Below are 21,915 nucleotides of genomic sequence, written 5' to 3' on the forward strand. Positions count from 1 at the left end.
CCAGCAAATGCTGGGCAAGGGGTCTTCGGATAGACCTAGGGGGTTTAACTTTTCAATTCGCCGGTAGACGATTCGATATGTGCACGAACAAACCATTGGAATTGTTCTAAATCAGCCAGTTGGCCAGTGATCATATCTTCAGAAACTGGGTCTAGCTCACCAAGCTTATCGATAGCTGCACGGTGGTCTTTATTAACACCGTTATACACTTTATCAAGCGCTGTTAGGTGGTCAGTAACTAAGCCTTTACCAATTGAATAATCTTGCCAAGTACGGCGTTCTACAATTGATTGAGGTGTGCCAACAGGTACGCCGCCCATGGTTGCAATACGCTCTGCAATCGTGTCAGTCATCTCTTGCACTGCGCTTACTTGTGGGTCTAACATTTCGTGTACACCAATAAAATTAGGACCAACAACATTCCAATGAATGTGTTTTAAAGTGAGGTGTAAATCGATTAAAGCGACCATGCGTTGGTCTAGAATAGCAATCGTGTCCGCTGCAGCTTGGTCTTTAACGCCCGGTGCTGTAAATTCTGCGATTTTTGATGATGAATTACTCATTACTCCTCCGAGATTATCTGTAAATTTCCTTTCGCTTTTAATCTAAAAAGCATGTGTAATTACATAGAAGCAAGCGTTGTGCCTAATAATTTTTAAATTATAAGGAACTGAATTTAAAAGATTAATTTTATTTAAGTCTTGAGGGAGGGTGATACTAGCTAAGAAGAAGTATGAAAACTCTGCACACCTTCTGTAAAAAATTCAGTGTGCAGATATAAAGTTACGATTTAAGAAAGTAAAGCCGCCGCTAAACGAACAAAATCAGATGAGGTTAGAATGCCCACTAGGTTGTTATCTTTATCAACCACAGGCATGCAGCCATGACGGTTCTCAACAAAAAACTTAGCAACTTCGTGTAGCGGTTGCTCTGGCGAGATACTGGTAAAATCGGTAGCCATAATATCAACCACTTTAGTTTGCTTTTCCTTGCGTTCGAGGGCGCTGGCACTGTAATTAGCCATGATATTCATTACCTGAGCAATCATGATTTTTTGCGTTAACATGCCAACCAAACCACCATGCTCATTGATCACAGGGACATGACGAACATTTTTCTCTTTCATTAGATTATGAGCATCATGCAGGGTATTTTGCGCGCTAATAGCAAATGGGTCTGGCGTCATTAAATCACTAACTAGGTGTGTCATGGCTACATCCTTACAATTAATCAAGTTGTGGTAAGTTTAGCGCTTATCTAGTTAATTTCACTTAAGTGAGATCAAAGTATTAGTGATTAACGGTGTAATTACTTATGCAGTTCAGCCGTAGGTAAAAAGATGTAATGAGGATAATTTTTACCTTTAAATATTAATTTTATGAATTATTAGCTTGTTCAATTAGCGTATAAGCATCATGCGCTTTTTCACTTGGTTTTATGCCTTTTCCTAAAATGATTGTTAATTGTACGACTATTGTGCGCTCTAATAACGTTGACTCATGCAGTGCTGGCGAAGTTTGACTTGTGCAGGTTAATAAACCGCAGTGGGCTCTTTGCTCGAAACGAGGTTTGTTAGTGGGCTTGGCGCGTTCAACATCAACTGCCTGCTCGGCAACGAGAAACCAGTCATAACCGGTGTCTATCGTAATGTTGGCGGCTTGCAGCATACTTTGCTCAAGCGCTGAGCGCTTTGAACCGTGACGAGTCTCGTATCGAAGGATATATTGATTATCTGCAAGCTGCTTAGTTGTTAGGCCAGGAATGTTTTTATCATTCGAATGTTGGCTGCTGGTGCAGCCAATTAATACAATGGTAATATAAGCTAATAATACGTGTTTCATGATTGTCTCGCTTATTGCCAATGGCTAGTCAGTGCTTGTTGTTCGGCGTTACGATCTAACGGTTGGCCTTGAATGTGCTCGTCGATGTAACTATCAAGCGCAGGTGTTTTACTTGCTAAGCGATAGCTTTGGCTTGACATTGCGCGTTGCTCGCTCGATGCATGAAGCTGCCAAATTCCTTGTTGTTTACAAGCAATATGTGTTTGCTGGGTAGTTTTAGAATACAGCGTGTATTGGCGGCAAAAATCGCCATTAGTATTAACAAAGCTAAGCTGTGCAGTTAGGCTTCTGTTTGTATCTAATAGTGTGTTGTCGCCACTTAGTTGTTGATCTAATGCGTTGGCAATGGGTTGTTCCAAACCTTGTTGTTGAACAAAGCTAGCAATAGCGACTGTAAAAAGCACCGCAATACTTGCTGCAACGGCCATTTGTTTGCGACCAGCTAGTTTAATTTGCTGCCATTTGGATAGCGAAACGACATTCTCTTTATTATGTTGCTCGATTGTTTGTGCAAGTTCATCAGACAAGGGCATTGCATCAATCTGTGCTGCGTGTTGTTTAACTAGCATGTCAACTTCAGATAGTTCAGCTAGGCGTAAAGCGAGTTGCTCATCTTCAGCAATTGCATTACGTATTGCGTCCATTTCGTTTGCTGGTAATTCATTGTCTAAAAAAGCACTGAGTGTTTGGTCATCAATCTTCATGCGTTTTCCTTAGTGAAATCAGGCTTAATTAATTGATAAAGTGCAGCTCTGGCTCGTGACAATTTACTCATCACGGTGCCAACAGGTATTTCGAGGGTGTGCGCAACATCTTTGTAAGCCATACCTTGCACTGCCACGAGGGATACAATAGCGCGTTGTTCATCTGGCAAGGTTGTTAAAGCGTTATTTACCCGCTGCAAAGTCTCTTGGGTTGCGAAACTCTCTTGTTCATCGTCACAGATGGGTTCTTGAAGTTCTGTATTTTGAACTGCCTTTAAGCGCACTTTTTGCGAGCGGTATTCGTCGATCCAAACATTGCGACAGATCTTGAAAGCCCATTTTAGTGGTTCAATATCATCGGGCATGCCTTTTTGTAAAAGTTTCTCGATGGTCATTTGTACAATATCATCGGCATCTGCTTGATTGCCGGTAAGCGAAAATGCAAAACGTCGCAGCGCTGGTAATAAACTGGTTACTGTATTTGTCATAGTTTCCCTTATTGGTTAGGGTAAGGGCCGATTAATGAAATAACTCATCAATGATTCAGCCAACTCACACTACTATAACGAGCAAGAAAAAGTTTTATTCCCAATAAATGCAATTTTTCTTTCACTGAAACGTTATAGTAGTACCTAACTAAATGAGAAGTCACTGTAACATGAAATTGAAATCAGTCATTTTAAGTAGTTTGCTGTTTACTTCAAGTACGCTATCAGCTGCGATTATCAAGCCAATAAATGGTGTGATAGAACAGGTAGATCCTGTTATTAATCAACTTGAACCGCGCATCACTAGCCAAGTAGAAAGCATACGCAAACATGAGTTAATCGACGACGCAACAGCCATTGTGACCTCGCTACCCAAAAGGCTAGAGATACTTAATCAGTTGCAGGCTCCTGCATTTGTTGAAGTCGACGTTGAGCATGGTTTTCGTGCAGTTGAAAGGCAATGGATAATGCTCGCGAATGAACAACATCAGGCAAAACTGTTGCAAATTGGCGCGCAAATTATCGTCACTAAACAATACACGTCATTGGGTTTGTCATTAGTGCGGTTTGTTGTCCCGACGAATTACGATTCAAAAGCGCATTTGCAACGTTTACTTTCACTCGATGATGCAGCGTTATTGGACAGAAATCATATTTATCAAGCGCAAAATGGTTCTCAGCAAGATGCGTCTACAAAAAAGCTTACAGCAATGTGTGACTGGTCTGTAAAAATTGGCATGATTGATAGTGCGATAGATACGACTCATCTGGGATTTAGTAACACACAGATAAAAATGCAGTCATTTCTTGCAAATGACTTAGTATCCCCCGATTTGCACGGCACTGCGGTTGCTGGCGTTTTGGTAGGTAAGTATGGGCAGCTCATGCCGTTATTATCTGAGGCAACATTATACAGCGCGGCGGTGTTTTATCAGCAGTCTGATTTTTCACAAGGGGCGACATTAGCTGCAATAGTTGAAGCACTTAATTGGTTGGTTGCTAACGAGGTGCCTGTTATCAATATGAGTTTTACTGGGCCCGACAACGCTATTTTAGCGGCAGCAATCAATGCTACAGCGGCTAAACACGTAACTTTAGTGGCGGCTGCAGGCAATGAAGGACCTGCTGCGCTGCCACTTTATCCTGCGGCATACCAACATGTCATTGCTGTCACGGCACTAGATAGCCAAAACCGAATTTATCGCTGGTCAAATAAAGGTGATTATATTGATTTTGCGGCATTAGGCGTCAATGTCATGACGTTAAAAGCTGGGGGGTATCTTGGCCGGGAATCTGGAACCTCTATTGCCGCGCCGCGTATTTCAGCGGCGGCTGCATGCTTATCGGCAAAGCCAAATGCTTCTCCTAAAAATATTTACCAGGCGTTACAGCAACAAGCGAATGATTTAGGTGAAGTAGGCAAAGATGCGGTGTTTGGACATGGCGTAATCGATTAAAAGCTGGCTTTTAATGACAGCGAAGCAATACTTTGGGTATAGGTGTTTGCTGCCAGCTTAGATTGATAATCGCCGTACTCTGCTTCAGTAACAATTTGCAAAGAGTCAAAAACAGAAAGCTGCCAAAATGCGCTGACTACACTGCGACTTTCATCCCGAGATGGCTCGCTTTGTGTAAGTGGTTGGTTGATAACTTCTTGGTAGTTTTTATCTTGATAGCGCCAGCTTAATCCTGCTTTATTGCTTATATCAAACGCTTTAAAACGATGAGTGATGCCTGTATTTAAGCCCCAACTTTTAAAGTTAAATTGCTCTGAATCAGCATTTTCTTTATCTAAACTAGCGCCTAAAAGCAGCATCGTTTTACCCTGATTAATAAAGTAATACAGGTTCGAATCAAGCCCTAACCCTTTTGCATCGCGCATTGACTGTGTGGCGAATTGTTTATCTGATGCCCTAATTGCAGTACGCAGATAGGTTGTTGGATTAAAGTAGTGGCCCACATACAAACTTGCTTGATCCAAGGTTAAAAATGTTTCTTTTGCTACTTTTGCTAAAGCGCCGTCATAACGAATACCTACATCAGTACCAGAAAGGCTATAGCTAGAATCAAGGCTGTATTGATGCAATGCCAAGTCGTACTGGTCAAGCTGATTATAATTGGTTTGCTCGTATCGATAACTTGGTGTGAACTTAAGGTTGTCAGTTGCATGTAACTCAGCGCTAACGCCAGCTTTAAGTATTGAACCCGTATCACTTTGTGAAGAAATATCATCTAACTCTTTAATGGCTAAATCGGAGTTAGTCGTTAAGCCAATTTGTGCATCAGCATGAAAAGTTGCATCCGAAGCAAATACTTGAATGCTTGTGGTTAACGCACTTAAGGTGATGAGCTTATTAATTGTACGCATAATAATCTCCTAAAGGAGCGCCGGGGGATAACCCGGCACGCTATTGGTTAAAGGCCTAAGTTCAAGCTGTTTTGAATGTTATTAACGACTTCGGTAGTCGTCGCCGCGGATACTTGCTCAGCAACTTGTTGATTGACGCTGTTGCTAACAGTTGATGAAATGGTTTGCTCAACACTACTTTGTACAGAGCTCATTGCAGCTTGTTGTACATTACTAATCAGTGATGATTGCAGGTCATTAGTGATTTGCGAGGCCTGACTTAGACCAGCAGAGCTTAGCTTACTAGGCTCTAAAGACGCTAATACATCTGTTTGCTGAGTCAATTGATTTTGCATTGCGTTAGTTGTGTTCGAATTTGTGTTCGCGACGGCCACATTACTAACAGCAGTTGTCGCAGTTGACAGCATTGACTCACCTGCTAGCGCTACGGTATTGGCTGCTTGAGAAGCGCTTGATACTGAGTTTGTTAAACCAAGCTCGGGCATAGTTTCCGCAGGCTGCTGCTCATCGTTTTCAAGCGTTGTTTGATTATTTGCTTGTCCGCTATTTGAGCTTTCAGTATTCACACCAGCTGATGAATTTTGTGTTGTTGCCGAGCCCGACACTTGAGTTGATTGTATCAGTGTCGTATTCGACGTTGCTTGGTTTGAATCAGTCGAAACTTGACTATTATTTGCTGTTTGCTGCTCAGATGCTACTGATAGTTGCACGTCAGCTGCTGATGAAGCCGCTGAAAAGCCTGTTGCAGTTACGACACAGATTGCGATAAGTGATTGTTTGAAGTTTGTCATTGTCTCGTCCTCTTTTTTGCGAATTGACATAGAGGTAACGAGTGGGTGAAAGGTTTATTCCAAAAATTTTTAACTTTTTCCATCAAATTAGCTAACTTATTGAAAGCTAGACAGAGCTTTCACTTTTTGTTCATTCACAGGTCACTAAGCTTTAAATTTTTAAAGAAGCTACTGCAATGAAAACATGTTTAGTTTTAGCCTTATTATTTTGCTCTGGATCGGTTTTGGCTAATAGCGTCTGTGGTGGAACGACTGCCAATGGCTATGTGCGTAATGCAGTAAAACTACCCAGCAAGGGTGATAACTTTACCAGTTACAGCAAAATGGCAGAACTGGCAGGGCGTACGTATGTTCATTCGCAGGTAAAAAACATCATTGTTGATACCTACCAAGCGCTCCAGAAATCCCATCCTGATAAACGATACAAATACGCTGAAACGGGCTTAGAAAATGGCGGGAAATTTAGCCCGCATAAAACCCATCAAAATGGTTTGTCGGTTGATTTTATGACACCTGTTGTTAAAGAAAAGGGGCAATCAGTTCATTTGCCAACTCATGTATTTAATCGTTTTGGCTACGATATTGAATTTGATAAACAAGGCCGGTTTGAACAGTTTAAGATTGATTACACTGCTTTAGCAGCTCATATTGTTGAGCTGCATAAATCGGCAACAGCAAAAGGTTACGACCTTTGGCGAGTGATCTTTGACCCAACCTTGCAAGCTGGGCTTTATAAAACCAAGTATGCCGACTATTTAAAAGAGCATATTCAGTTTTCGACTAAACCATCCTGGGTGCGACATGATGAGCATTACCATGTTGATTTTTTAGTGCCGTGTGAAAAATAGTCTTCAATTCATTACGGTTAGAATTGTTAATTAGATTATACGGTTTTAGTGAACAAGCAGCTAAAAGCTGATAAAGTACGTTGCGCAAAACATGGATGTTTCAACTTGTGCCACTTTTAAGTAAGTCCCTCACGTTTTCTTTAAGAAAAATAGAATCATGCCTCTGTTTGTATTTAATATGCTTAAAGCCTCACTATGCACATAGCTTAAGCATTTTAATTTAGAATTTACTATTAAATATAGAATTTAAAAATATGAAAAAATTAATACAAATCTTTTCTATTTTATTCTTTGTATCAACTTTATCTGCTTGTATGACAACTTATAACCCTGTTCCTCAAGGATATCAGGGCGAAACAGCAACTATAGATGACACCTTCAGAACCATGGCAACTAGTACAGGTCGCTTCTTTTACTTGAGTAAAGTGAATGGTAAAGATGTCAATAACGCTATTAGGGCAACAAACCAAGCTACTTATGGACAAGGTATGGTTCTGTCACCAGTGGGGTTTAGTCGAAAAGTACCAGCAGAGGAAATGACACTAACACTTGTAGCGCAGGTCCATCATGCCGCACCTATTAACTATATGTTTAATTCAGGAACGAATTACATTGTTACAGGTGATGTATCTTTTATTCCAGAAGCAGGACAAAGCTATCTAGTAAAGGGATATTTGAGTAGTGACTTTTCGTCTGTTTGGCTTGTAAATAGCGCTGGTGAGCAAGTATCTGATGCTGTTGTTTTAAAAGGTGATCCTGATAAGAGTACAGCTGTAATCGCCAAATTAGTTAAGGGTAAAGTTGTACTTCCCGAGCCGCCAAAAACGCAAGCGACTATTAAAAAGCAGGTTGCTATCACAACAGAGTCATTTGATAACCCATTGTTTTTTCTTGAGCAGGGGCTAAGCGCAGAAGCTATTATTAAGAAGTTAGGTGAGCCTGATCATATTCGTTATATTGAAAAAGGCTTTTTTAATAACAAGCCTGAAATACAAATATTTCATTTCACAGATCTTGGCAGTGTTCAAATGGTTAAGTCACCTGCAGATGGGCAATTTTACTCAAAGTTAACTTATAATGTTAATAGCCAAGAGCATTATCAGTTTGTTGATGTAGTGAACCAAGCTGATGGTACCGAAACTCAAATCCTTGGTAAGAAATTTTATAATATCGGTGTTTATAAAGAGCAATACCTAGACGCATTAGCGAATAAGCTCTGGCAAAATAAATATACTGTCGATGGGCGTATGCTAGATGGTGTCGCGTACTATTGTAAAATTATTGCCAATGCACAAACGATGCGTTATCAAGCTATGCTAAAAAGCCTTGTTGCAGATAAAGATGTTCCTTCAAAGTTACGTCGTCATTGTAAAGCGGCCAAAAAAGATATAGACAAATTAAAGCTCGCAACTGTTGAGCAGTTTGAATTTATGTAGTTTAGATCCAAGCCAATTCACTTAATCAAGTGAATTGGTATTTCAATCTTAATAATTATTTAAAACAAACTAAACATCACTGAAGCGATTAACAGTATTGCCATTAGGTAGTTAAATGCTTTTAAGCGCTTTGGGCTGGCAAGCCAGTGTTGTAGCTTTTCGCCAAGTAGAGTCCACGAGCTGACACAAGGCAGGTTAATTAAACCAAATACGAGGCTTACGATTAACACTGAGGTGAGGTTTTTATCTGGGGCATATAAACTAACCGCGCTTAATGCCATTGCCCACGCTTTTGGGTTCACCCATTGAAATAGTGCAGCCTGAATAAAAGTAAACGGCTTACTTTCACTACTGGCTTTTTGTTGTGCGTTACTTGTGGCAATTTTAAACGCCAGATAGAGCAAATAAGCAATGCAAAATACTTTCAATATCAAATAGCTTGGTGGAAACAAGTCAAATAGCTGCATGATGCCAAGGCCGACTAAAACTAACATCAACATAAAGCCAAACGTTACGCCAAGTAAGTGTGGTGTGGTTCTTTTAAAGCCAAAGTTAGCACCTGAGCTCATCAACATTAAGTTATTTGGCCCTGGGGTAATTGATGACACCAAAGCAAATAATGCCAAGGCTGTTAAAATTTCAAAACTCATCGCTATCTCTCCATTTGAATTTAGATGCAATTATAAGTTGTAATGCGCGCAATTTTTGCGCTTAATGTTGTTGTGTGTATTTAAATTTCACAATCAAAAATGAAAAAAGATAAAATTAACGACAGAATATTGCATGAGCTTAAGCGCAATGGCCGAATTGCCAATGCCGAGCTGGCAGATAAAGTTGGTTTATCGCCATCGGCATGCCTTCGTAGAGTGCAAGAGCTAGAAAAGCTTGGGGTTATTGCGGGGTATCGGGCGGTTATTAATAATCAGGCTGTTGGCCTTGGGTTTATCGCTTATGTTGGGGTTGGTTTAAATGAGCACTCAACCGTCTCTCAGCGAGCATTCGAACACGCTCTTGAGTTTATTGATGAAGTAAAAGAGTGCCACAATGTAACTGGCTCGTTTGAATATTTGTTGAGAGTTGAGACGGCGGATCTCAAGTCCTATAAAGCATTTCATGCAGATGTACTTGGCTCAATCCCACAAGTACGAACTATTACAACTCATGTAGTGATGGAATCGCCGAAGGATGAACGCGCTTAGTAAATAGGTTTAGAGCCTTTATATAGAAAACGTTTGGAAAAAGGCATTAGCAAGCGCTAGTGCCTTTTTTTTTTAACGGGCAGTTAGCGCAATAATCAGCGGCTACAAGTTGGTAGTGTAAGCAGCAGGTTTTACGCATAAATGTCAGCGTATTGTTTTGATCACTAAAGCGATGTTTACCACATAGCTTTTGCCATGGTTGAAAACGCTTTGCTATAAATTTTATCGATTTGTCTGGCCAGCAAGCGATTAACGCTGCGTGGAAAGTATCACTTTGTAAACGTTTTAATAATCCTTTATTTAGCCTGTATTGCAATGGCACGTTATTATACCAAGCTTGCTGGTGGTCAAATAAATGATTGGCTGCCAGTTCAATCAAATCTGCATTATTAAAAGAGTCTTGTTGAGCCATGATATTTAAATTAGCCAAACCATAAATATGTGAGCCTGTTACCCGCTGCTTAATATTGACCAGATCAGGAATGCAACCAAGCTGCTCTACACAGGCTACTAATAAGTAAATAACTTGCCAGCTCAGTTGTAAATAGAGGTTGATTGCGACATATCCCTCAGTAACATTTGCTCCTCTTAATTTTATAGCGTTAGCTAAATCGGTTAATTGCTTGCTAGTTAAACATTGACTGCTAAACCATTGTTCATCGATTGTTGGAGTTAAGAACGTCAGCAGTGAGCACTGCTGACGTAAGGCTAACTCAAGCTTATTATGCTGTTGTGTTTGCAAGTGCATATTGCGCCAATGGGTTTTGTAAATCACCTGCATACTGCAAGCTTGAAGCTGGGTCGGTAATATCAACCATTTGTTGATTGTTACGCAGCTGTAAGCGGTTTAAGCACGACAATGGGAATGACTCAGCAAATAAATCATGTTCAGCAAACTTGTCTTTAAGTGCGGGATGACTCGCCTGATACTGAACAATTGTATCGGCGACGGCTTGCCAAAACTGTTGTTCGGTCAAAAGGCCATCAGTTACTAAAATTGCCGAAAGGTAGCGGAAGAAGCAATCGAAAATATCAGTAAAAATAGACAACACGGCAACGCCTTCTGGAATGGTTACCTTAATCCGCTTTATTTCATCATTCAGCTCGATATTACTATTTAATAAGGCAATTTCTTCACCAATGTCTTTAATGAATACGCCTACCGGAACATGATTGTTAAATCGAACGATGAGATTTTCACCATGTGGCATAAAGACTAAATCATACTGGTAAAAACAATGTAGCAATGGTGTCATATAAGCCTGTAAGTAGTGGGCTAGCCACTTATCAGCACTTAGCCCCGACTTGGCAATTTTAGCGCTTACAAATGAACGGCCTTCGCTATCGATATGAAGCAGACTTGCCATAGTGGCAAGGCTTTCATTCTCGTCCATGTATTGAGCTGGATTTTCACGCCAAAGAGCCGCCATCATTTTCTTATAAGGATTATCGCCAAGCGCTGGATGAGTGTAATACTGCTCATCAAAGCCAAGGGTTGCGACTTCTCTTAAAGGTTGAAACTTCAGAGATTTTAAATAGCTATCTTGGTTTACTAAGTCGAACAACCATTGATTTATTGCCGGAGTTACTTTCATATAGGCGCTCGATAAGCCCCGCATAAAGCCCATATTTAAAATCGATAAGGCGGTTTTAACATAGCATTTGTGCGGTTTGCTGATGTTATACAGGGTACGAATTGATTGCTGCGGTAAATAACTATCTTGTGAGTAGCCTAAACAGACAATATGTTTTTGCGAGATGTGATAGCTATAAACATGGACTAATTTGTTAAACCATTGCCATGGGTGCATAGGAAATAACAGATAGTCACTTGGCTTTAAACCTTGCTCAGTTAGTGCTTTTTCAAAGCGTAAACGCTCAGCTAAATCAAGCTCATCGGCAATCAAGCTCTCGTATTTATAATCATCGGTACTTTTAAAGGTGGTGTGCTGTTTGTGACAGGCAAGCCATATAATTTGAAATGGGTTTGCGGCTTCTGGGGTATATTGGTGAAAATCTTGTGAGTTAAAACCAATGCGGCCATTGTTGGCAATAAAGCTTGGGTGACCCATGGTCATTTGGGTTTCGATCACTTGAAAATCTGCGTCTGCTAATTGCTGAGCGCTATAGCGATTATTTTTAAATTTAAATGCAAAGCCACTGAGTGTACTTGCGAGTTCTTCGAGATAGGTGCCAAGCATTGATTTGTCTATGTTTAACTTATCATTACACTCAAGTACAAACGCGATAGCGTCTAATGGTTGGCTGTGGTTAAGCGCCATTTTAGTAATGCTATTTGGCTCAACTTGTAGGTGATTAAGCAGCATTGATTCACCTTTAAACTGATAGCTTTGCCCACCCATGGTATGCAACACGTAATGGTTTGGTTTTTCACTGTCGTAGCTAAATAGTCGTTCGTGATAAAACTCACTGAGCATTTTGGCAATCAGTAAACGGTTTGCGTATTGCCACGCTTGTTGGTCTAGATGTGAGGTACTGCAAGATGGCGTTGTTTGTTGCACTGCGGGACCTTGCTGTGAAATGTCGAATCGAGATGAAAGATGCTGTAAGTAATTAAAATGATCTTTTTCTAAACTACCTAATAATGCAGTTTTCTCACCTAATTTAATAGCTTTATGATGGCTGAAACCTGCCTTTAAGTTAAGGCGATGAATTTTATGATTGGCTACATCTGGCTCCACAATCACTCGCTCACATGAGAGGGTATTAAACATAAACTCTAATACCGACTGCATAACAGCAAGACTAAACCCTGCCACAGAGAACTGCTTTGGAGCGAGTAAAATATGCATGCCTAAATCGCCGTTTTTAAGCGCTAGGTGGTTCTCAAGTTTTAGTATGTGTGGTTTGTAAATCTCAATTAAAGCAATGGGTGTTTGGTTTATTTCAAGCAAATAGGCTTGTTGAGCCTCATCTTTATTGAGTGTTGTATAAAATTCTAAAATCTCTTCGGGAGAATGTTCCATTGCTCCCCAAAATTGAGCTTGGGGGTGTTTAAGCCAAGGGGTAATCGTCATTAGATCGTGTTCAGGGTTTAATGCTCTGATTTTTACATCACCAAGCAAAGCGTGCTTGATAGGAGTTTCAGTAATATTTTTCATAATCGTGTTCTCTTAAAAATTAATAACTGTGAATAGGGTCTGTTGAGGTATGTTTGTTGCGTAAAAAAAGCAGATAAAACAAACATAAAGTGATGGCAAAGCCGACAGAACCCGTCAGTAATGGGGTGTTTAGTTCAAAGCGAGAGACTAAATCTCCCGCTAAAAATGAGGCGCAGATGACGCCGATATTTTGCATAAAATGAAGCTTGGCAAAATCGCTTGAGTAAAAGCGTGGTTCGCTCATTGCAAACAACATGACTTGCAGACGCACGGTCAGTAAAAATAGCCCAATAGCAAATACAACACGGCCGAACACAAGCCATTGCCAGTGTGAGCTAAGTTGTATAAATAGGCCGATACTGCTTAATACAAGTGCATAGGCGATTGTTTTACTGTGTTGATTGGTTGCAGGTTTGTTTTTGGTTGTAATCAAAATGACAAGTGCAACCCAAGCAGGGATAGCAAACACAACGCCAGCTAACAGTGCATTGCTGAAATCACTTACTTGTTGCCAAAGTAGCGTAAAGTATGGCGTTGCTAAGAACATGCTGAAGTACACGCCCATAGATATAACCCCTAAGCGAATAATGTAGCCAGGGAAACGCTTTCGTTTTACTGATGATGCGGTTAATTCCCGTGGCTTGTAGCTTACTTTTAATAAGTAAATTAAATACAAGCAGAGCATAACCTGTAAGCAGTCGCCCGCAGCCATCACTAAATATAAAAAGCGCGGCTCAATACTTTGAATGATTAAGCCACCTAATAAAGCACCGCCAATACCACCAAAGTGTAAAAGCACACTAAATAAAGCAACGACACCGAGGTGCTGTTGTTTTTCTTCGATACTTAGAACAAAGGGGTAAATAAGCAGGTAACTTGCTTTAAATACCAGCATCAGCTGTGATAACAGCCAAAAGCTCCAAACGTTTTCGCTGTAAAAGCACGCAACTCCCAATAGCCCAGCCATTATCTGGGTGATCACCCATAAATACAGCTCGTGCACGTGCTGCGCTATTTTCGCCCATACAGGGAAAGCACACATCACGGTGATGCAGCAAACAGCGATATAGGCACCAATGTGATTACTTGATTGCAAACCAAATTGGGCACTAAAAAACTGCGGATAAAAGGGCAAAATCATGGTGTCGCAAACAACAGAAATAATCGTCAGCAGCACCAAGCTTGATTTTAATGCGGGTTGTTTCATGCTATTTGCTTCTGTTTTTCGTTGACTACATCGGGTAAACCAAACTCTTGAAAGGCAATTTGTGTTTCAACAGGGTAGGGGGCATAACCTAAAATTGAGCGCAGAATATGGCTGTTTCGATAGCAGGCCATGCCCAGATCTGGCGTTACAAAACCATGACTGTGCAGCTCAGCATTTTGTACAAACAGCCGTTGTAGCTTGTCGATACTGTAATTCCGCTCAACAGCAAAGCACCCGTTATCTAGCCAATTTATTTCGTTCATTAAGCCACTTAGAAAATCGGGTAACTGATAACTAAAGCCTGTTGCCATAATGACCTGATTACTATGCAAGCTAAATTCAGCCTGTTGTTCACTGTGTCTAAAAACTAACTTACTGCCTTGTTTTTTAATGAGCTCGCTGTTGGTTAGTAACCTTGCGCGGTTCACACCTTGAATATCAAGTTGATAGAGCTGATCATAAATCTGATTAATTAACTCTGAGTTGATGCCTTTGTATAAATTACGTTGCTTGGCTAGTAACTCCTGTTTGGTGGCCTGTTCTAGGTTATAAAAGTAATCAACATACTCAGGAGAAGTCATTTCAAGCGTGAGTTTCGTGTACTCAAGAGGAAAGAAACGCGGCGCTCGCGTTACCCAATTGAGTTGGTAGTTATGCTGTTTAATGTCACACAACAAATCATAAAATACTTCAGCAGCACTTTGCCCTGAGCCAATCACAGTGATGCTCTTGCTATTTACTAATTCATCCCGTTTATACAGATATTCAGTGGCATGGCAGAGCTGTGTATCTTCTGCCTGAACAGCGGGTGGGTAATAAGGTGAGGGACCTGTGCCCAGTACCAAGTGACGACAATAAAGCGTTTTTGTTTGCTTTGCAGATTCAACAGTGAGTACATAGAGCTGCTTTGTTTGATCAAACTGGCTATGAATGACTTTATGACCAAATTGTATGTTACTTAATTGACTTGCTGCCCACTGGCAATACTGGTTGTATTGCTCGCGCAGTAAAAAGAAACTTTCTCGAATATAAAACTGATACAGCTTACCTTGTTGCTTCGCATAGTTTAAAAAGCTGTATGGATTGGTTGGATCTGCCAATGTGACTAAATCCGACATAAACGGTGTTTGTAATGTAACGCCATCGAGCATAAGCCCTGGATGCCAATTAAATTCATCACGTTGTTCTAAAAATAACGAATCAAGTGTTTCAATTGGCTCAGCTAAACATGCCAAACTGAGGTTAAACGGACCAAGACCTACGGCAATTAAATCGTATACTTTATTCATGGCTAGTTTCCTCAACTTTTAGGCGTGCCTTGATGCTGTAGGCGCAGGCTTTAATATCAGCTGCAATACTTTTAATGTCTTCAATCTGTGTGTTTGGATTAAGTAGCGTGAACTTTAAGTAGTTGATACCTCTAAATTTGGTTCGAGCAATGGCACACTCACCTTGTTTGAATAGCTCATCTTTAATTTGATAATTAAGCAGGTTTAATTGCTCATCACTGAGGTTTTTATCGTTAAAGCGAAACACTAAGGTACTGAGTTCAGGTTGATGAATTAGCTCAAATTCAGGGTCTTGTTTGAGTGCCACATAACTACTACGGGCTAGTGCCATAACAGAAGAAAACACTTTGCCAATTTGTTCGTGGCCCATAATGCGTAAAGTTAGCCAAAGTTTTAAGGCATCAAAACGGCGAGTCGTTTGAATGCTTTTATCAACAAGGTTTGGCGCTGCTTGTGGGTTGTCGTTAAACGGATTTAAATAATCAGCATGATGAGTTAAATGTTTAAATTGCTTTTTATCAGCAACAATAAAAGCACTGCTACTGACAGGTTGTAAGAATGATTTGTGGTAATCTAACGTCACCGAGTCAGCCTGTTCAATGCCATTGAGTAAGTGACGGTGATCGTCAGCGGCAAGTAGTCCACAGCCATAAGCGGCATCGACATGAAGCCATAAATTATCAGCTTTGCACCGCGTTTTTAGCTTATCGATAGGGTCTATTGAACCAAAGTCAGTTGTGCCTGCGGTGGCAACAAGTGCTATCGGAATATTGCCTTGTGCTTTACATTCATCAATCGCTGCATCAAGTGCGGCTAGGTCCATTTTAAACTCTTTATCAACTGTAACCGGAACAACCGCGTTATAGCCAAGACCCAGTAAAGCGGCTGACTTTTGAATACTAAAATGGCTGACTTCAGAGCAAAAAATACGGTAGCGATGAGCATCTGGGCCTAAACCAAAATCGCGAATAAGGTGCCCTGATAAGCGCTCTGCTGCATGGTCTCTAGCAAGTAACAATGCCATTAAATTTGATTGACTGCCGCCACTTGTGAATATGCCATCGGCAGTAGCACTTAAGCCAATGCGTTCGATACTCCAGTCAATTATCTTTTGCTCAATGAGCGTCCCGCCAGCACTTTGGTCCCAGGTGTCTAACGAAGAATTTATAGCAGTTAATAACTGTTCGGCTATCACCGCAGGGTAAGCAACGGGGCAGTTTAGATGGGCAACATACTTTGGATGATGAAAATAGACAGCATGATCTAAATACAACAATTTTACTTCATTTAGCGCTTGCTCAACGTTATTGAGAGGTTGATTTAGTTCTACTCTGGCTATTTGTTTACTGAGCTCTTTGTGGCAGACGCCAGAATGAACTTGTTTTGCAGAACGCAGCGCTTGATGGATGAGCGACATTGTTTGCATTGAAGCCATCTCATATTTGAGTAAATTATTTTCGTTAAAAATAAACGCATGGGGCTGTTCATCAACGTTTATTGATGAATGAGCATTAAGCACGGGGGCTAATTGATTCACGACTCAATTCCTTCTTGGTTAATTTGAATCGGGATCGTAATGATAGTGATTATCAATATCAATAATAATAAATCATTAATTTACTTTACAATTTAATTACCTTTAATAAGTTGAAAGTGTTTTGTTTTTAAACTTATCTAGTAATAAATAATTGCCATTTAGTCATAAATTATGACTAAGTTAGTCCCTTTTTCAGGTTCTATTTGACAGCATTTTTTGCTTTTTCGATGAAAATGCTCACAAATAAAAGCAATAAAGCCATCATTTAAAAAAACAATAATAGGTAGGTGAGAGGTTTTAAGAGCTAAGTAAACACACTTTGAGCTGCTATAAAATGCGTAAGCAAAGGGAGGGTTCTGCGAATAGTTATTTTAAGAAAGACTGTGTTACAAATTTGGTGAGTATTAAATTAATTAAAAAAGTTGCCATCGCTCTTTGCGAGAATGGCAACAGGGAACTTTAGTTTATAAAAACACATAAGCAGCGGGGAGCAGCATACCGCTAATGACTAAAACTGAGCGGCTGCCCCATGGGCTATTTTTACCTTTGATCATAAACAAGCCGCTGATCGCTAAAAACAGCAGCAGCCCTGCAAAAATATCAGAAAAAATAACCCACGAAGCGGTTGTCTCGTTCAAGTGTAAACGGTTAAATGCTTGAAATACATGACGAGGCTCAATGGCTTCATAGCTTATGATATCTTTATTAAGTTTAAGGCTGAGATTGTTACCGTTTTTTAAAAACACCTTAAACTCTTGCGGCGACACCCAATAAGAGGCCTTTACCGGCTCGCTTACATCAGCATGAGAGATAATTTGTTCAATCAGCAACTCGTCATTATCTAATTGCCAAGTTTCATCGCTCACACTGATTTGCTGGTGGCTTACTTTGTAGTTTGGGTTCCAATCATCTTTGTGGTTCACTGCAATGCCAGAAACCGCAAAGATAATCACTAAACCAACACAAAAATAACCAATATCGCGGTGTAAGTTTCTGTTTAACTTAAACCAGTTGATACTTGATTTATTACTCAATGATTTCAACTCCGCTCGGTACGAGCTGATAAATAGCCATTGCTTCAGTCACAGAGTTTACATCAAAGCTTTCGCCGGCTTGCTGCGCTTTGTGAGCAAGTAACGCTTTAGTGCGGCCAAGGCTAAGCTGAATTTTATCGAGCTTACCAGTTACGATAGCTTTACTGCCTTTAGCCGTCATCGGGAATACCATGTCGCCATCTTCAACTTTGATACGTAAGTTTTCAAAGCGTTTGTCTGATGCGAGCGTCATCCAGCAACCACGTTTTTCGCAAACCCCAGTGATAGTCCCTTCCACGGTAATTGGACTTGCAAGGTAATCGTCAGGTGAGGCCATAACCGTCGAAATTTTAATGAGTTTGTCACTGTCGACTTGATTGCCAAACTGTAAGCTAAAGGCGTGCTGGCTAAAGCTTAAAAGCGCCAATGAGAATACAATAAATGTTTTTGATTTTAGGAACATAGCGGTTGCTTCTTAAAAATAATTTAAGCCTTAGTTTAAGCGATTTACTTGTATGATAAAAGCTTAATGAGATTAAAAATGATTTGTAATTATATCAAACCTAGATCAATTGCTTTTAATGCTGCACGGGTTCTATCACGTACATCTAGCTTTCTGAGAATAAAAGACACTTGATTACGGATAGTCCCTTCAGACTTATAAAGTGCCTCGGCGATTTCACTATTTGAATAGCCTGCAGCGATTAAATTGAGCACTCTAAGCTCGCTTTTACTTAATTTATCAGGAGTTGCTAAAGAAGTATCGGTTGTTTTAGTGGGCTTATTCAAAATTCGCTCGGTGATCGCAGGAGCTAGCGCTGAGCCACCTTTAGCAAGTGTTTCGATGGCGCTGACCAAGCGCTCTAAATTAATATCTTTTAACGCATAACCCTTAGCGCCATAGCGAATGCATTCTAGCACTTGTTCACTATCATCAAAGGTCGTGAGTACCAGTACTGGTTGCCTCAGCTGTTGTGCTTGCATACTTTTCAGTACGCCAATACCGTCTAGAATAGGCATGCGAATATCAAGGAGTACAACATCAATAGAATGTTGCTTGAGCATCTCAAGAGCCGTTTGGCCATTGTCAGCCTCAGCCACGACTTGAATACTTGCTTTAAGGGCGAGTAAGCTTTTTAAGCCTTCTCTTAATAATGTTTGGTCATCAACGAGTAATACCCTAATCATTTTTTACGCCAAAGTATGTGGATTAAGTTTATGAGGTAACGTTGCAGCAATCGCAAACCCATTATTATTTTGTTCAAACTCGATTGCCCCTCGCACTAAAGCTAAGCGCTCTTGCATGCCTGTTAAGCCATTGCCTAAGTTCAGCTCGGGCATTTCGCCGCCGTTATCATAAATAGTGAGATGCACTGAATCAGCTTGGAGGTCTAAGCTTACCGACAGCTCGGTCGCATCACTGTGTTTAATACAATTCGTAATCGCTTCTTGCACAGTATGAAATAACGTTTGTGCCAATAACGTATCACTTATTTTTATATTTTCATCGTAATTGAGTGTGACATTTAAGCCTGTAACATGGCTGCACAGTGAATTAAGCGATGCATGTAAATCAATGGTTTGGTTTTCTCGCATTGACGAGACAGAGTCACGCACATCATTTAATAACAAGCGGGTAATTTGCTGTGCTTTAGTTATGTGTTTTGGTGCTTCATGATTAGCACAGTGATTGGCGACTTCTAAGTGAATACTGAGTCCTGTAAGGTGGTGGCCAAGGGTATCATGTAAATCTCTGGCAATACGAATACGTTCATCGCGAGTTGCGGTGTCGTTTAAAAGCGCTTGAGTTGCTTTCAATTCACGTAATAAATGGGCTGCTTGATCTTTGGCTTTACGCTCAGAAATAAGCCGAGTAGCAAAGCGATAGGCAAAGCTATTGTATAAAGTGAAAGCCAACCCGTTGAGCAATACAAATTGCTTATCAAAGCCATAGTGAAGCGTCAGCGCCATCAAAAAGGGCAGGCAAATGAGTAAATAGAGGCTGGCTTTGTTTGGCTCGTAATCGCTGAATTTAACTAAGAAGATGATCAATAGAATTGCAACAAAGCCAATATTAAATAGCCACATCAATAGCACAACATTAGCGATAGTGAAGTTCAAAATACGGGTTTGATAGTGCTTAAATCGTGATCTGAAAAACTCAAAATAAATTAAAAAAGCAAAAAAGCTTATAAATAACACACTGATCAAAAACGTATTTATTGTACTAAAACTTAGCTGCGCTGACTCTGCTCTTTGCGACCAAGCGTGCAGAGTATAAATAAACACAAACCCCCAGGTGATTGCTGAGAGTATAAAATCGCTTCGATGTATCAACGTTTGCAAGAGTTTGTTCATACGCTTAGTTTAATCCGCAATTATTCGTTTATGTATATGACAAATGTCACGATTAAATATGTGACATTTGCAGCAAGTCAGTCCTAATGGTGAGGCGTTAAACTGCATTAAAACACCAATATAGGGACATTATCATGACCAAACATGAATTTCTGCGAAATAGTCTTTTTTCTTATCTGTTGATTGTAGCTTATTGTTTAGCAGCATTATTTGTTGATGATGCCAAGGCCGATGAGCAATCACAGCAATGGCAAATGGAGGTCGGTGCTGCACAATTGGCTATTGATACAGCATGGCGAGATCACGATATTCAAACCATGGTCTTGCCATACTTCAACGCCCGAAAAGGCAACTGGCGCATAGGGCCTAAATATGGCTTAGTGCAATATGCCTTTTTACAAGGCGCAGAATTTGAAGCGTCAATGGGGCTTAGTCTCCGAGATGAAACCTACGATAGCAGTTTAATCTTTAGTGATGAGTTGTCGGATGATGAGGTTTTCACTGACTATAAAGACGGCAAAGGTGAGCTAACTTTCAGAACTCAGCTGCAATATAAACAGCTTTTTGTTCGTTTAGCGCAAGATATTTCGAATCACTCCGATGGACTTACGTTTCTTGCCCGCTATAACCTACCGATTTATGGCCAAGGATTAGGGTTACAGCTAAGTGCTGATCTCGGTTTTTATTGGCAAGATAAAAAATACACTCAATACCTGTATGGCATAGCTAATGGCAATATCGCCCCTGAGTTTGGCAGATATGAATATCAGCCAAGTGCAGCCCTTAACCCATTCACCTCGCTAAACCTGACTTATGTTTTTAATGAGCAGTGGTCTGTTTTTACGAGCTTGCGGTATGAGCAACTTGACTCAACTATCAAAAAAAGCCCGCTCGTGGGAGAAACTGCCAAGCAGCAATTCACTGCAACTATAAATTATCGTTTTTAGAAAAAGGGATGAGCAATGAATTATCTACTGAGATTATGCATTTTACTCTTACTAACTGGTTGCAATAGCGCTGAAGAGGAAGTGTTTGACGAAGACGATTTATACCAAGGTGTCTATGAAAGTGACTATTATGTTTATAACTTTAGCGAGTACCCGGTTGATTTTTATATGATGAACCTACGAAACAACACACCAACAAGCGCAATTTATAAGGAGCAGAACTTCCAACAATCAATCGATGGCTACGGTGGTTTTGAAAAGCTTAACTTTAAGCGTTCTGTGGTCGGAAAGGTTGGCTTTGCAGCTTTTTATGATGCTGAAATAAAAGCTCATCTACAAAAGTGGGTTGTTAGTGATATAGCTAATTATGTGATCATTTATATGGATGGCGAAACGCTGAAACTGGCTTTTTTAGCACGCACTGAGGCTGTAGATAGTGGTGATTACCCTGTGGTTAGGCTGGTTAGTTTTATCGGCAATACGAACTACAGCTATAAACTTGCTAATAGTGAATTAACTAAAGCAACAGCAACAGCTTATATACCGTTAACTCATTGCGCTAGTGACTTACAAATAGCCGGTTTTGAATTTGATTTTTGTAACTTAGAGCAGCGTGGTTACTTAATTGTGCTGCTACCTAATGAGCAACTAGCAATCATCAAAGAGTAGTGCTTTATGACAATTTCGTGAATATTGTGATAATGTAACTTTTTATAGTTTCATTGCTATATAATGCCTTTTTTATT

At 40.3% G+C, this 21,915-nt stretch carries 23 protein-coding genes; 6 read left to right on the forward strand and 17 right to left on the reverse strand.

Annotated elements, in window-relative coordinates; translation table 11 throughout:
- Window positions 1-44: 44 nt before the first annotated feature.
- The 5 genes from dps to L1272_RS04930 form a co-directional block, all read right to left on the reverse strand.
- Complete coding sequence (dps, locus tag L1272_RS04910; RefSeq protein ID WP_235372863.1) at window positions 45-563, reverse strand: DNA starvation/stationary phase protection protein Dps; 519 nt, start codon at window positions 561-563, stop codon at window positions 45-47.
- 227 nt (window positions 564-790) lie between these two features.
- Entirely contained in the window at window positions 791-1,210 is a 420-nt protein-coding gene (locus tag L1272_RS04915; RefSeq protein ID WP_235372864.1) for a CBS domain-containing protein, read from the reverse strand.
- A 166-nt stretch (window positions 1,211-1,376) separates the two neighbouring features.
- Window positions 1,377-1,841: a CC0125/CC1285 family lipoprotein gene (locus tag L1272_RS04920; protein WP_235372865.1), complete on the reverse strand. Its 465-nt coding sequence runs from the start codon at window positions 1,839-1,841 to the stop codon at window positions 1,377-1,379.
- A gap of 11 nt (window positions 1,842-1,852) precedes the next feature.
- Window positions 1,853-2,545, reverse strand: coding sequence for a hypothetical protein (locus tag L1272_RS04925; protein ID WP_194442761.1), 693 nt, complete (start codon window positions 2,543-2,545; stop codon window positions 1,853-1,855).
- Window positions 2,542-3,033 (reverse strand): RNA polymerase sigma factor, encoded by a 492-nt coding sequence (locus L1272_RS04930; RefSeq protein WP_187489964.1) that lies wholly within the window; start codon window positions 3,031-3,033, stop codon window positions 2,542-2,544. The genes L1272_RS04925 and L1272_RS04930 overlap by 4 nt, the downstream gene beginning before the upstream one ends.
- A 170-nt stretch (window positions 3,034-3,203) precedes the next feature.
- Between L1272_RS04930 and L1272_RS04935 the strand changes: the two genes are divergently transcribed.
- Window positions 3,204-4,490, forward strand: coding sequence for a S8 family serine peptidase (locus L1272_RS04935; protein WP_235372867.1), 1,287 nt, complete (start codon window positions 3,204-3,206; stop codon window positions 4,488-4,490).
- On the opposite strand, the gene L1272_RS04940 is transcribed toward L1272_RS04935, so the two are convergent.
- Both L1272_RS04940 and L1272_RS04945 read right to left on the reverse strand, forming a co-directional pair.
- Entirely contained in the window at window positions 4,487-5,401 is a 915-nt protein-coding gene (locus tag L1272_RS04940; protein ID WP_235372868.1) for a hypothetical protein, read from the reverse strand. The two genes, L1272_RS04935 and L1272_RS04940, sit on opposite strands and share 4 nt — an antisense overlap.
- Before the next feature lie 47 nt (window positions 5,402-5,448).
- Window positions 5,449-6,192, reverse strand: coding sequence for a hypothetical protein (locus L1272_RS04945; protein ID WP_235372870.1), 744 nt, complete (start codon window positions 6,190-6,192; stop codon window positions 5,449-5,451).
- A 224-nt stretch (window positions 6,193-6,416) separates the two neighbouring features.
- On the opposite strand from L1272_RS04945, the gene L1272_RS04950 reads away from it, so the two are divergent.
- Complete coding sequence (locus L1272_RS04950; protein ID WP_328249734.1) at window positions 6,417-7,040, forward strand: penicillin-insensitive murein endopeptidase; 624 nt, start codon at window positions 6,417-6,419, stop codon at window positions 7,038-7,040.
- 254 nt (window positions 7,041-7,294) lie between these two features.
- Window positions 7,295-8,476: a hypothetical protein gene (locus L1272_RS04955; protein WP_235372872.1), complete on the forward strand. Its 1,182-nt coding sequence runs from the start codon at window positions 7,295-7,297 to the stop codon at window positions 8,474-8,476.
- Between the two features lie 59 nt (window positions 8,477-8,535).
- Here the strand turns inward: L1272_RS04955 and L1272_RS04960 are convergent, their stop codons facing one another.
- The gene (locus L1272_RS04960; protein ID WP_194442755.1) at window positions 8,536-9,126 is read right to left on the reverse strand and encodes a LysE family translocator; all 591 of its coding nucleotides are present in this window, start codon (window positions 9,124-9,126) and stop codon (window positions 8,536-8,538) included.
- Window positions 9,127-9,225: 99 nt separating this feature from the next.
- Between L1272_RS04960 and L1272_RS04965 the strand changes: the two genes are divergently transcribed.
- Entirely contained in the window at window positions 9,226-9,675 is a 450-nt protein-coding gene (locus L1272_RS04965) for an Lrp/AsnC family transcriptional regulator (RefSeq protein ID WP_054551870.1), read from the forward strand.
- Between the two features lie 46 nt (window positions 9,676-9,721).
- Here the strand turns inward: L1272_RS04965 and L1272_RS04970 are convergent, their stop codons facing one another.
- From L1272_RS04970 to L1272_RS05010, 9 genes are all read right to left on the reverse strand, one after another.
- A complete protein-coding gene (locus L1272_RS04970) occupies window positions 9,722-10,423 on the reverse strand; it encodes a (2Fe-2S)-binding protein (protein ID WP_194442754.1) in 702 nt (233 codons plus the stop codon).
- Window positions 10,398-12,797 (reverse strand): GNAT family N-acetyltransferase, encoded by a 2,400-nt coding sequence (locus tag L1272_RS04975; RefSeq protein WP_235372873.1) that lies wholly within the window; start codon window positions 12,795-12,797, stop codon window positions 10,398-10,400. Before L1272_RS04975 ends, L1272_RS04970 begins: the two co-directional genes overlap by 26 nt.
- Before the next feature lie 19 nt (window positions 12,798-12,816).
- Window positions 12,817-14,004: an MFS transporter gene (locus tag L1272_RS04980; RefSeq protein WP_235372874.1), complete on the reverse strand. Its 1,188-nt coding sequence runs from the start codon at window positions 14,002-14,004 to the stop codon at window positions 12,817-12,819.
- On the reverse strand, window positions 14,001-15,293 hold the full coding sequence (locus L1272_RS04985) for a lysine N(6)-hydroxylase/L-ornithine N(5)-oxygenase family protein (RefSeq protein WP_235372875.1): 1,293 nt from the start codon (window positions 15,291-15,293) through the stop codon (window positions 14,001-14,003). The genes L1272_RS04980 and L1272_RS04985 overlap by 4 nt, the downstream gene beginning before the upstream one ends.
- Window positions 15,286-16,830 (reverse strand): pyridoxal phosphate-dependent decarboxylase family protein, encoded by a 1,545-nt coding sequence (locus L1272_RS04990; RefSeq protein WP_235372876.1) that lies wholly within the window; start codon window positions 16,828-16,830, stop codon window positions 15,286-15,288. The genes L1272_RS04985 and L1272_RS04990 overlap by 8 nt, the downstream gene beginning before the upstream one ends.
- 464 nt (window positions 16,831-17,294) lie before the next feature.
- Window positions 17,295-17,864 (reverse strand): PepSY-associated TM helix domain-containing protein, encoded by a 570-nt coding sequence (locus L1272_RS04995; protein ID WP_209326657.1) that lies wholly within the window; start codon window positions 17,862-17,864, stop codon window positions 17,295-17,297.
- A complete protein-coding gene (locus L1272_RS05000) occupies window positions 17,857-18,327 on the reverse strand; it encodes a DUF4920 domain-containing protein (protein ID WP_166339163.1) in 471 nt (156 codons plus the stop codon). Before L1272_RS05000 ends, L1272_RS04995 begins: the two co-directional genes overlap by 8 nt.
- A gap of 89 nt (window positions 18,328-18,416) precedes the next feature.
- On the reverse strand, window positions 18,417-19,052 hold the full coding sequence (locus tag L1272_RS05005; protein ID WP_054551862.1) for a response regulator: 636 nt from the start codon (window positions 19,050-19,052) through the stop codon (window positions 18,417-18,419).
- Between the two features lie 3 nt (window positions 19,053-19,055).
- Window positions 19,056-20,153 carry a sensor histidine kinase gene (locus L1272_RS05010; RefSeq protein WP_235372877.1) on the reverse strand — a complete coding sequence of 366 codons (1,098 nt, stop codon included), beginning with the start codon at window positions 20,151-20,153 and terminating at the stop codon, window positions 19,056-19,058.
- 203 nt (window positions 20,154-20,356) lie between these two features.
- Here L1272_RS05010 and L1272_RS05015 point away from each other — a divergent pair, with 203 nt between their 5' ends.
- Together L1272_RS05015 and L1272_RS05020 are read left to right on the forward strand one after the other, a co-directional pair.
- Complete coding sequence (locus L1272_RS05015; protein ID WP_235372878.1) at window positions 20,357-21,169, forward strand: MipA/OmpV family protein; 813 nt, start codon at window positions 20,357-20,359, stop codon at window positions 21,167-21,169.
- Window positions 21,170-21,184: 15 nt separating this feature from the next.
- Window positions 21,185-21,838, forward strand: a complete 654-nt coding sequence (locus tag L1272_RS05020; protein WP_194442747.1) for a hypothetical protein — start codon at window positions 21,185-21,187, stop codon at window positions 21,836-21,838.
- The last annotated feature ends 77 nt before the right edge of the window (window positions 21,839-21,915 follow it).

Source organism: Pseudoalteromonas sp. PAST1 (assembly GCF_021532515.1).
GTDB lineage: Bacteria > Pseudomonadota > Gammaproteobacteria > Enterobacterales > Alteromonadaceae > Pseudoalteromonas > Pseudoalteromonas simplex.

Coding starts and splice junctions, on each gene's coding strand:
- L1272_RS04925 (WP_194442761.1), bottom strand. CDS start 2,545: ATGAAGATTGATGACCAAACACTCAGTGCTTTTTTAGACAATGAATTA.
- L1272_RS04935 (WP_235372867.1), top strand. CDS start 3,204: ATGAAATTGAAATCAGTCATTTTAAGTAGTTTGCTGTTTACTTCAAGT.
- L1272_RS04920 (WP_235372865.1), bottom strand. CDS start 1,841: ATGAAACACGTATTATTAGCTTATATTACCATTGTATTAATTGGCTGC.
- dps (WP_235372863.1), bottom strand. CDS start 563: ATGAGTAATTCATCATCAAAAATCGCAGAATTTACAGCACCGGGCGTT.
- L1272_RS04975 (WP_235372873.1), bottom strand. CDS start 12,797: ATGAAAAATATTACTGAAACTCCTATCAAGCACGCTTTGCTTGGTGAT.
- L1272_RS05000 (WP_166339163.1), bottom strand. CDS start 18,327: ATGTTCCTAAAATCAAAAACATTTATTGTATTCTCATTGGCGCTTTTA.
- L1272_RS04965 (WP_054551870.1), top strand. CDS start 9,226: ATGAAAAAAGATAAAATTAACGACAGAATATTGCATGAGCTTAAGCGC.
- L1272_RS04930 (WP_187489964.1), bottom strand. CDS start 3,033: ATGACAAATACAGTAACCAGTTTATTACCAGCGCTGCGACGTTTTGCA.
- L1272_RS04915 (WP_235372864.1), bottom strand. CDS start 1,210: ATGACACACCTAGTTAGTGATTTAATGACGCCAGACCCATTTGCTATT.
- L1272_RS04960 (WP_194442755.1), bottom strand. CDS start 9,126: ATGAGTTTTGAAATTTTAACAGCCTTGGCATTATTTGCTTTGGTGTCA.
- L1272_RS04940 (WP_235372868.1), bottom strand. CDS start 5,401: ATGCGTACAATTAATAAGCTCATCACCTTAAGTGCGTTAACCACAAGC.
- L1272_RS04955 (WP_235372872.1), top strand. CDS start 7,295: ATGAAAAAATTAATACAAATCTTTTCTATTTTATTCTTTGTATCAACT.
- L1272_RS04980 (WP_235372874.1), bottom strand. CDS start 14,004: ATGAAACAACCCGCATTAAAATCAAGCTTGGTGCTGCTGACGATTATT.
- L1272_RS05005 (WP_054551862.1), bottom strand. CDS start 19,052: ATGATTAGGGTATTACTCGTTGATGACCAAACATTATTAAGAGAAGGC.
- L1272_RS04985 (WP_235372875.1), bottom strand. CDS start 15,293: ATGAATAAAGTATACGATTTAATTGCCGTAGGTCTTGGTCCGTTTAAC.
- L1272_RS05020 (WP_194442747.1), top strand. CDS start 21,185: ATGAATTATCTACTGAGATTATGCATTTTACTCTTACTAACTGGTTGC.
- L1272_RS05015 (WP_235372878.1), top strand. CDS start 20,357: ATGACCAAACATGAATTTCTGCGAAATAGTCTTTTTTCTTATCTGTTG.
- L1272_RS04970 (WP_194442754.1), bottom strand. CDS start 10,423: ATGCACTTGCAAACACAACAGCATAATAAGCTTGAGTTAGCCTTACGT.
- L1272_RS04945 (WP_235372870.1), bottom strand. CDS start 6,192: ATGACAAACTTCAAACAATCACTTATCGCAATCTGTGTCGTAACTGCA.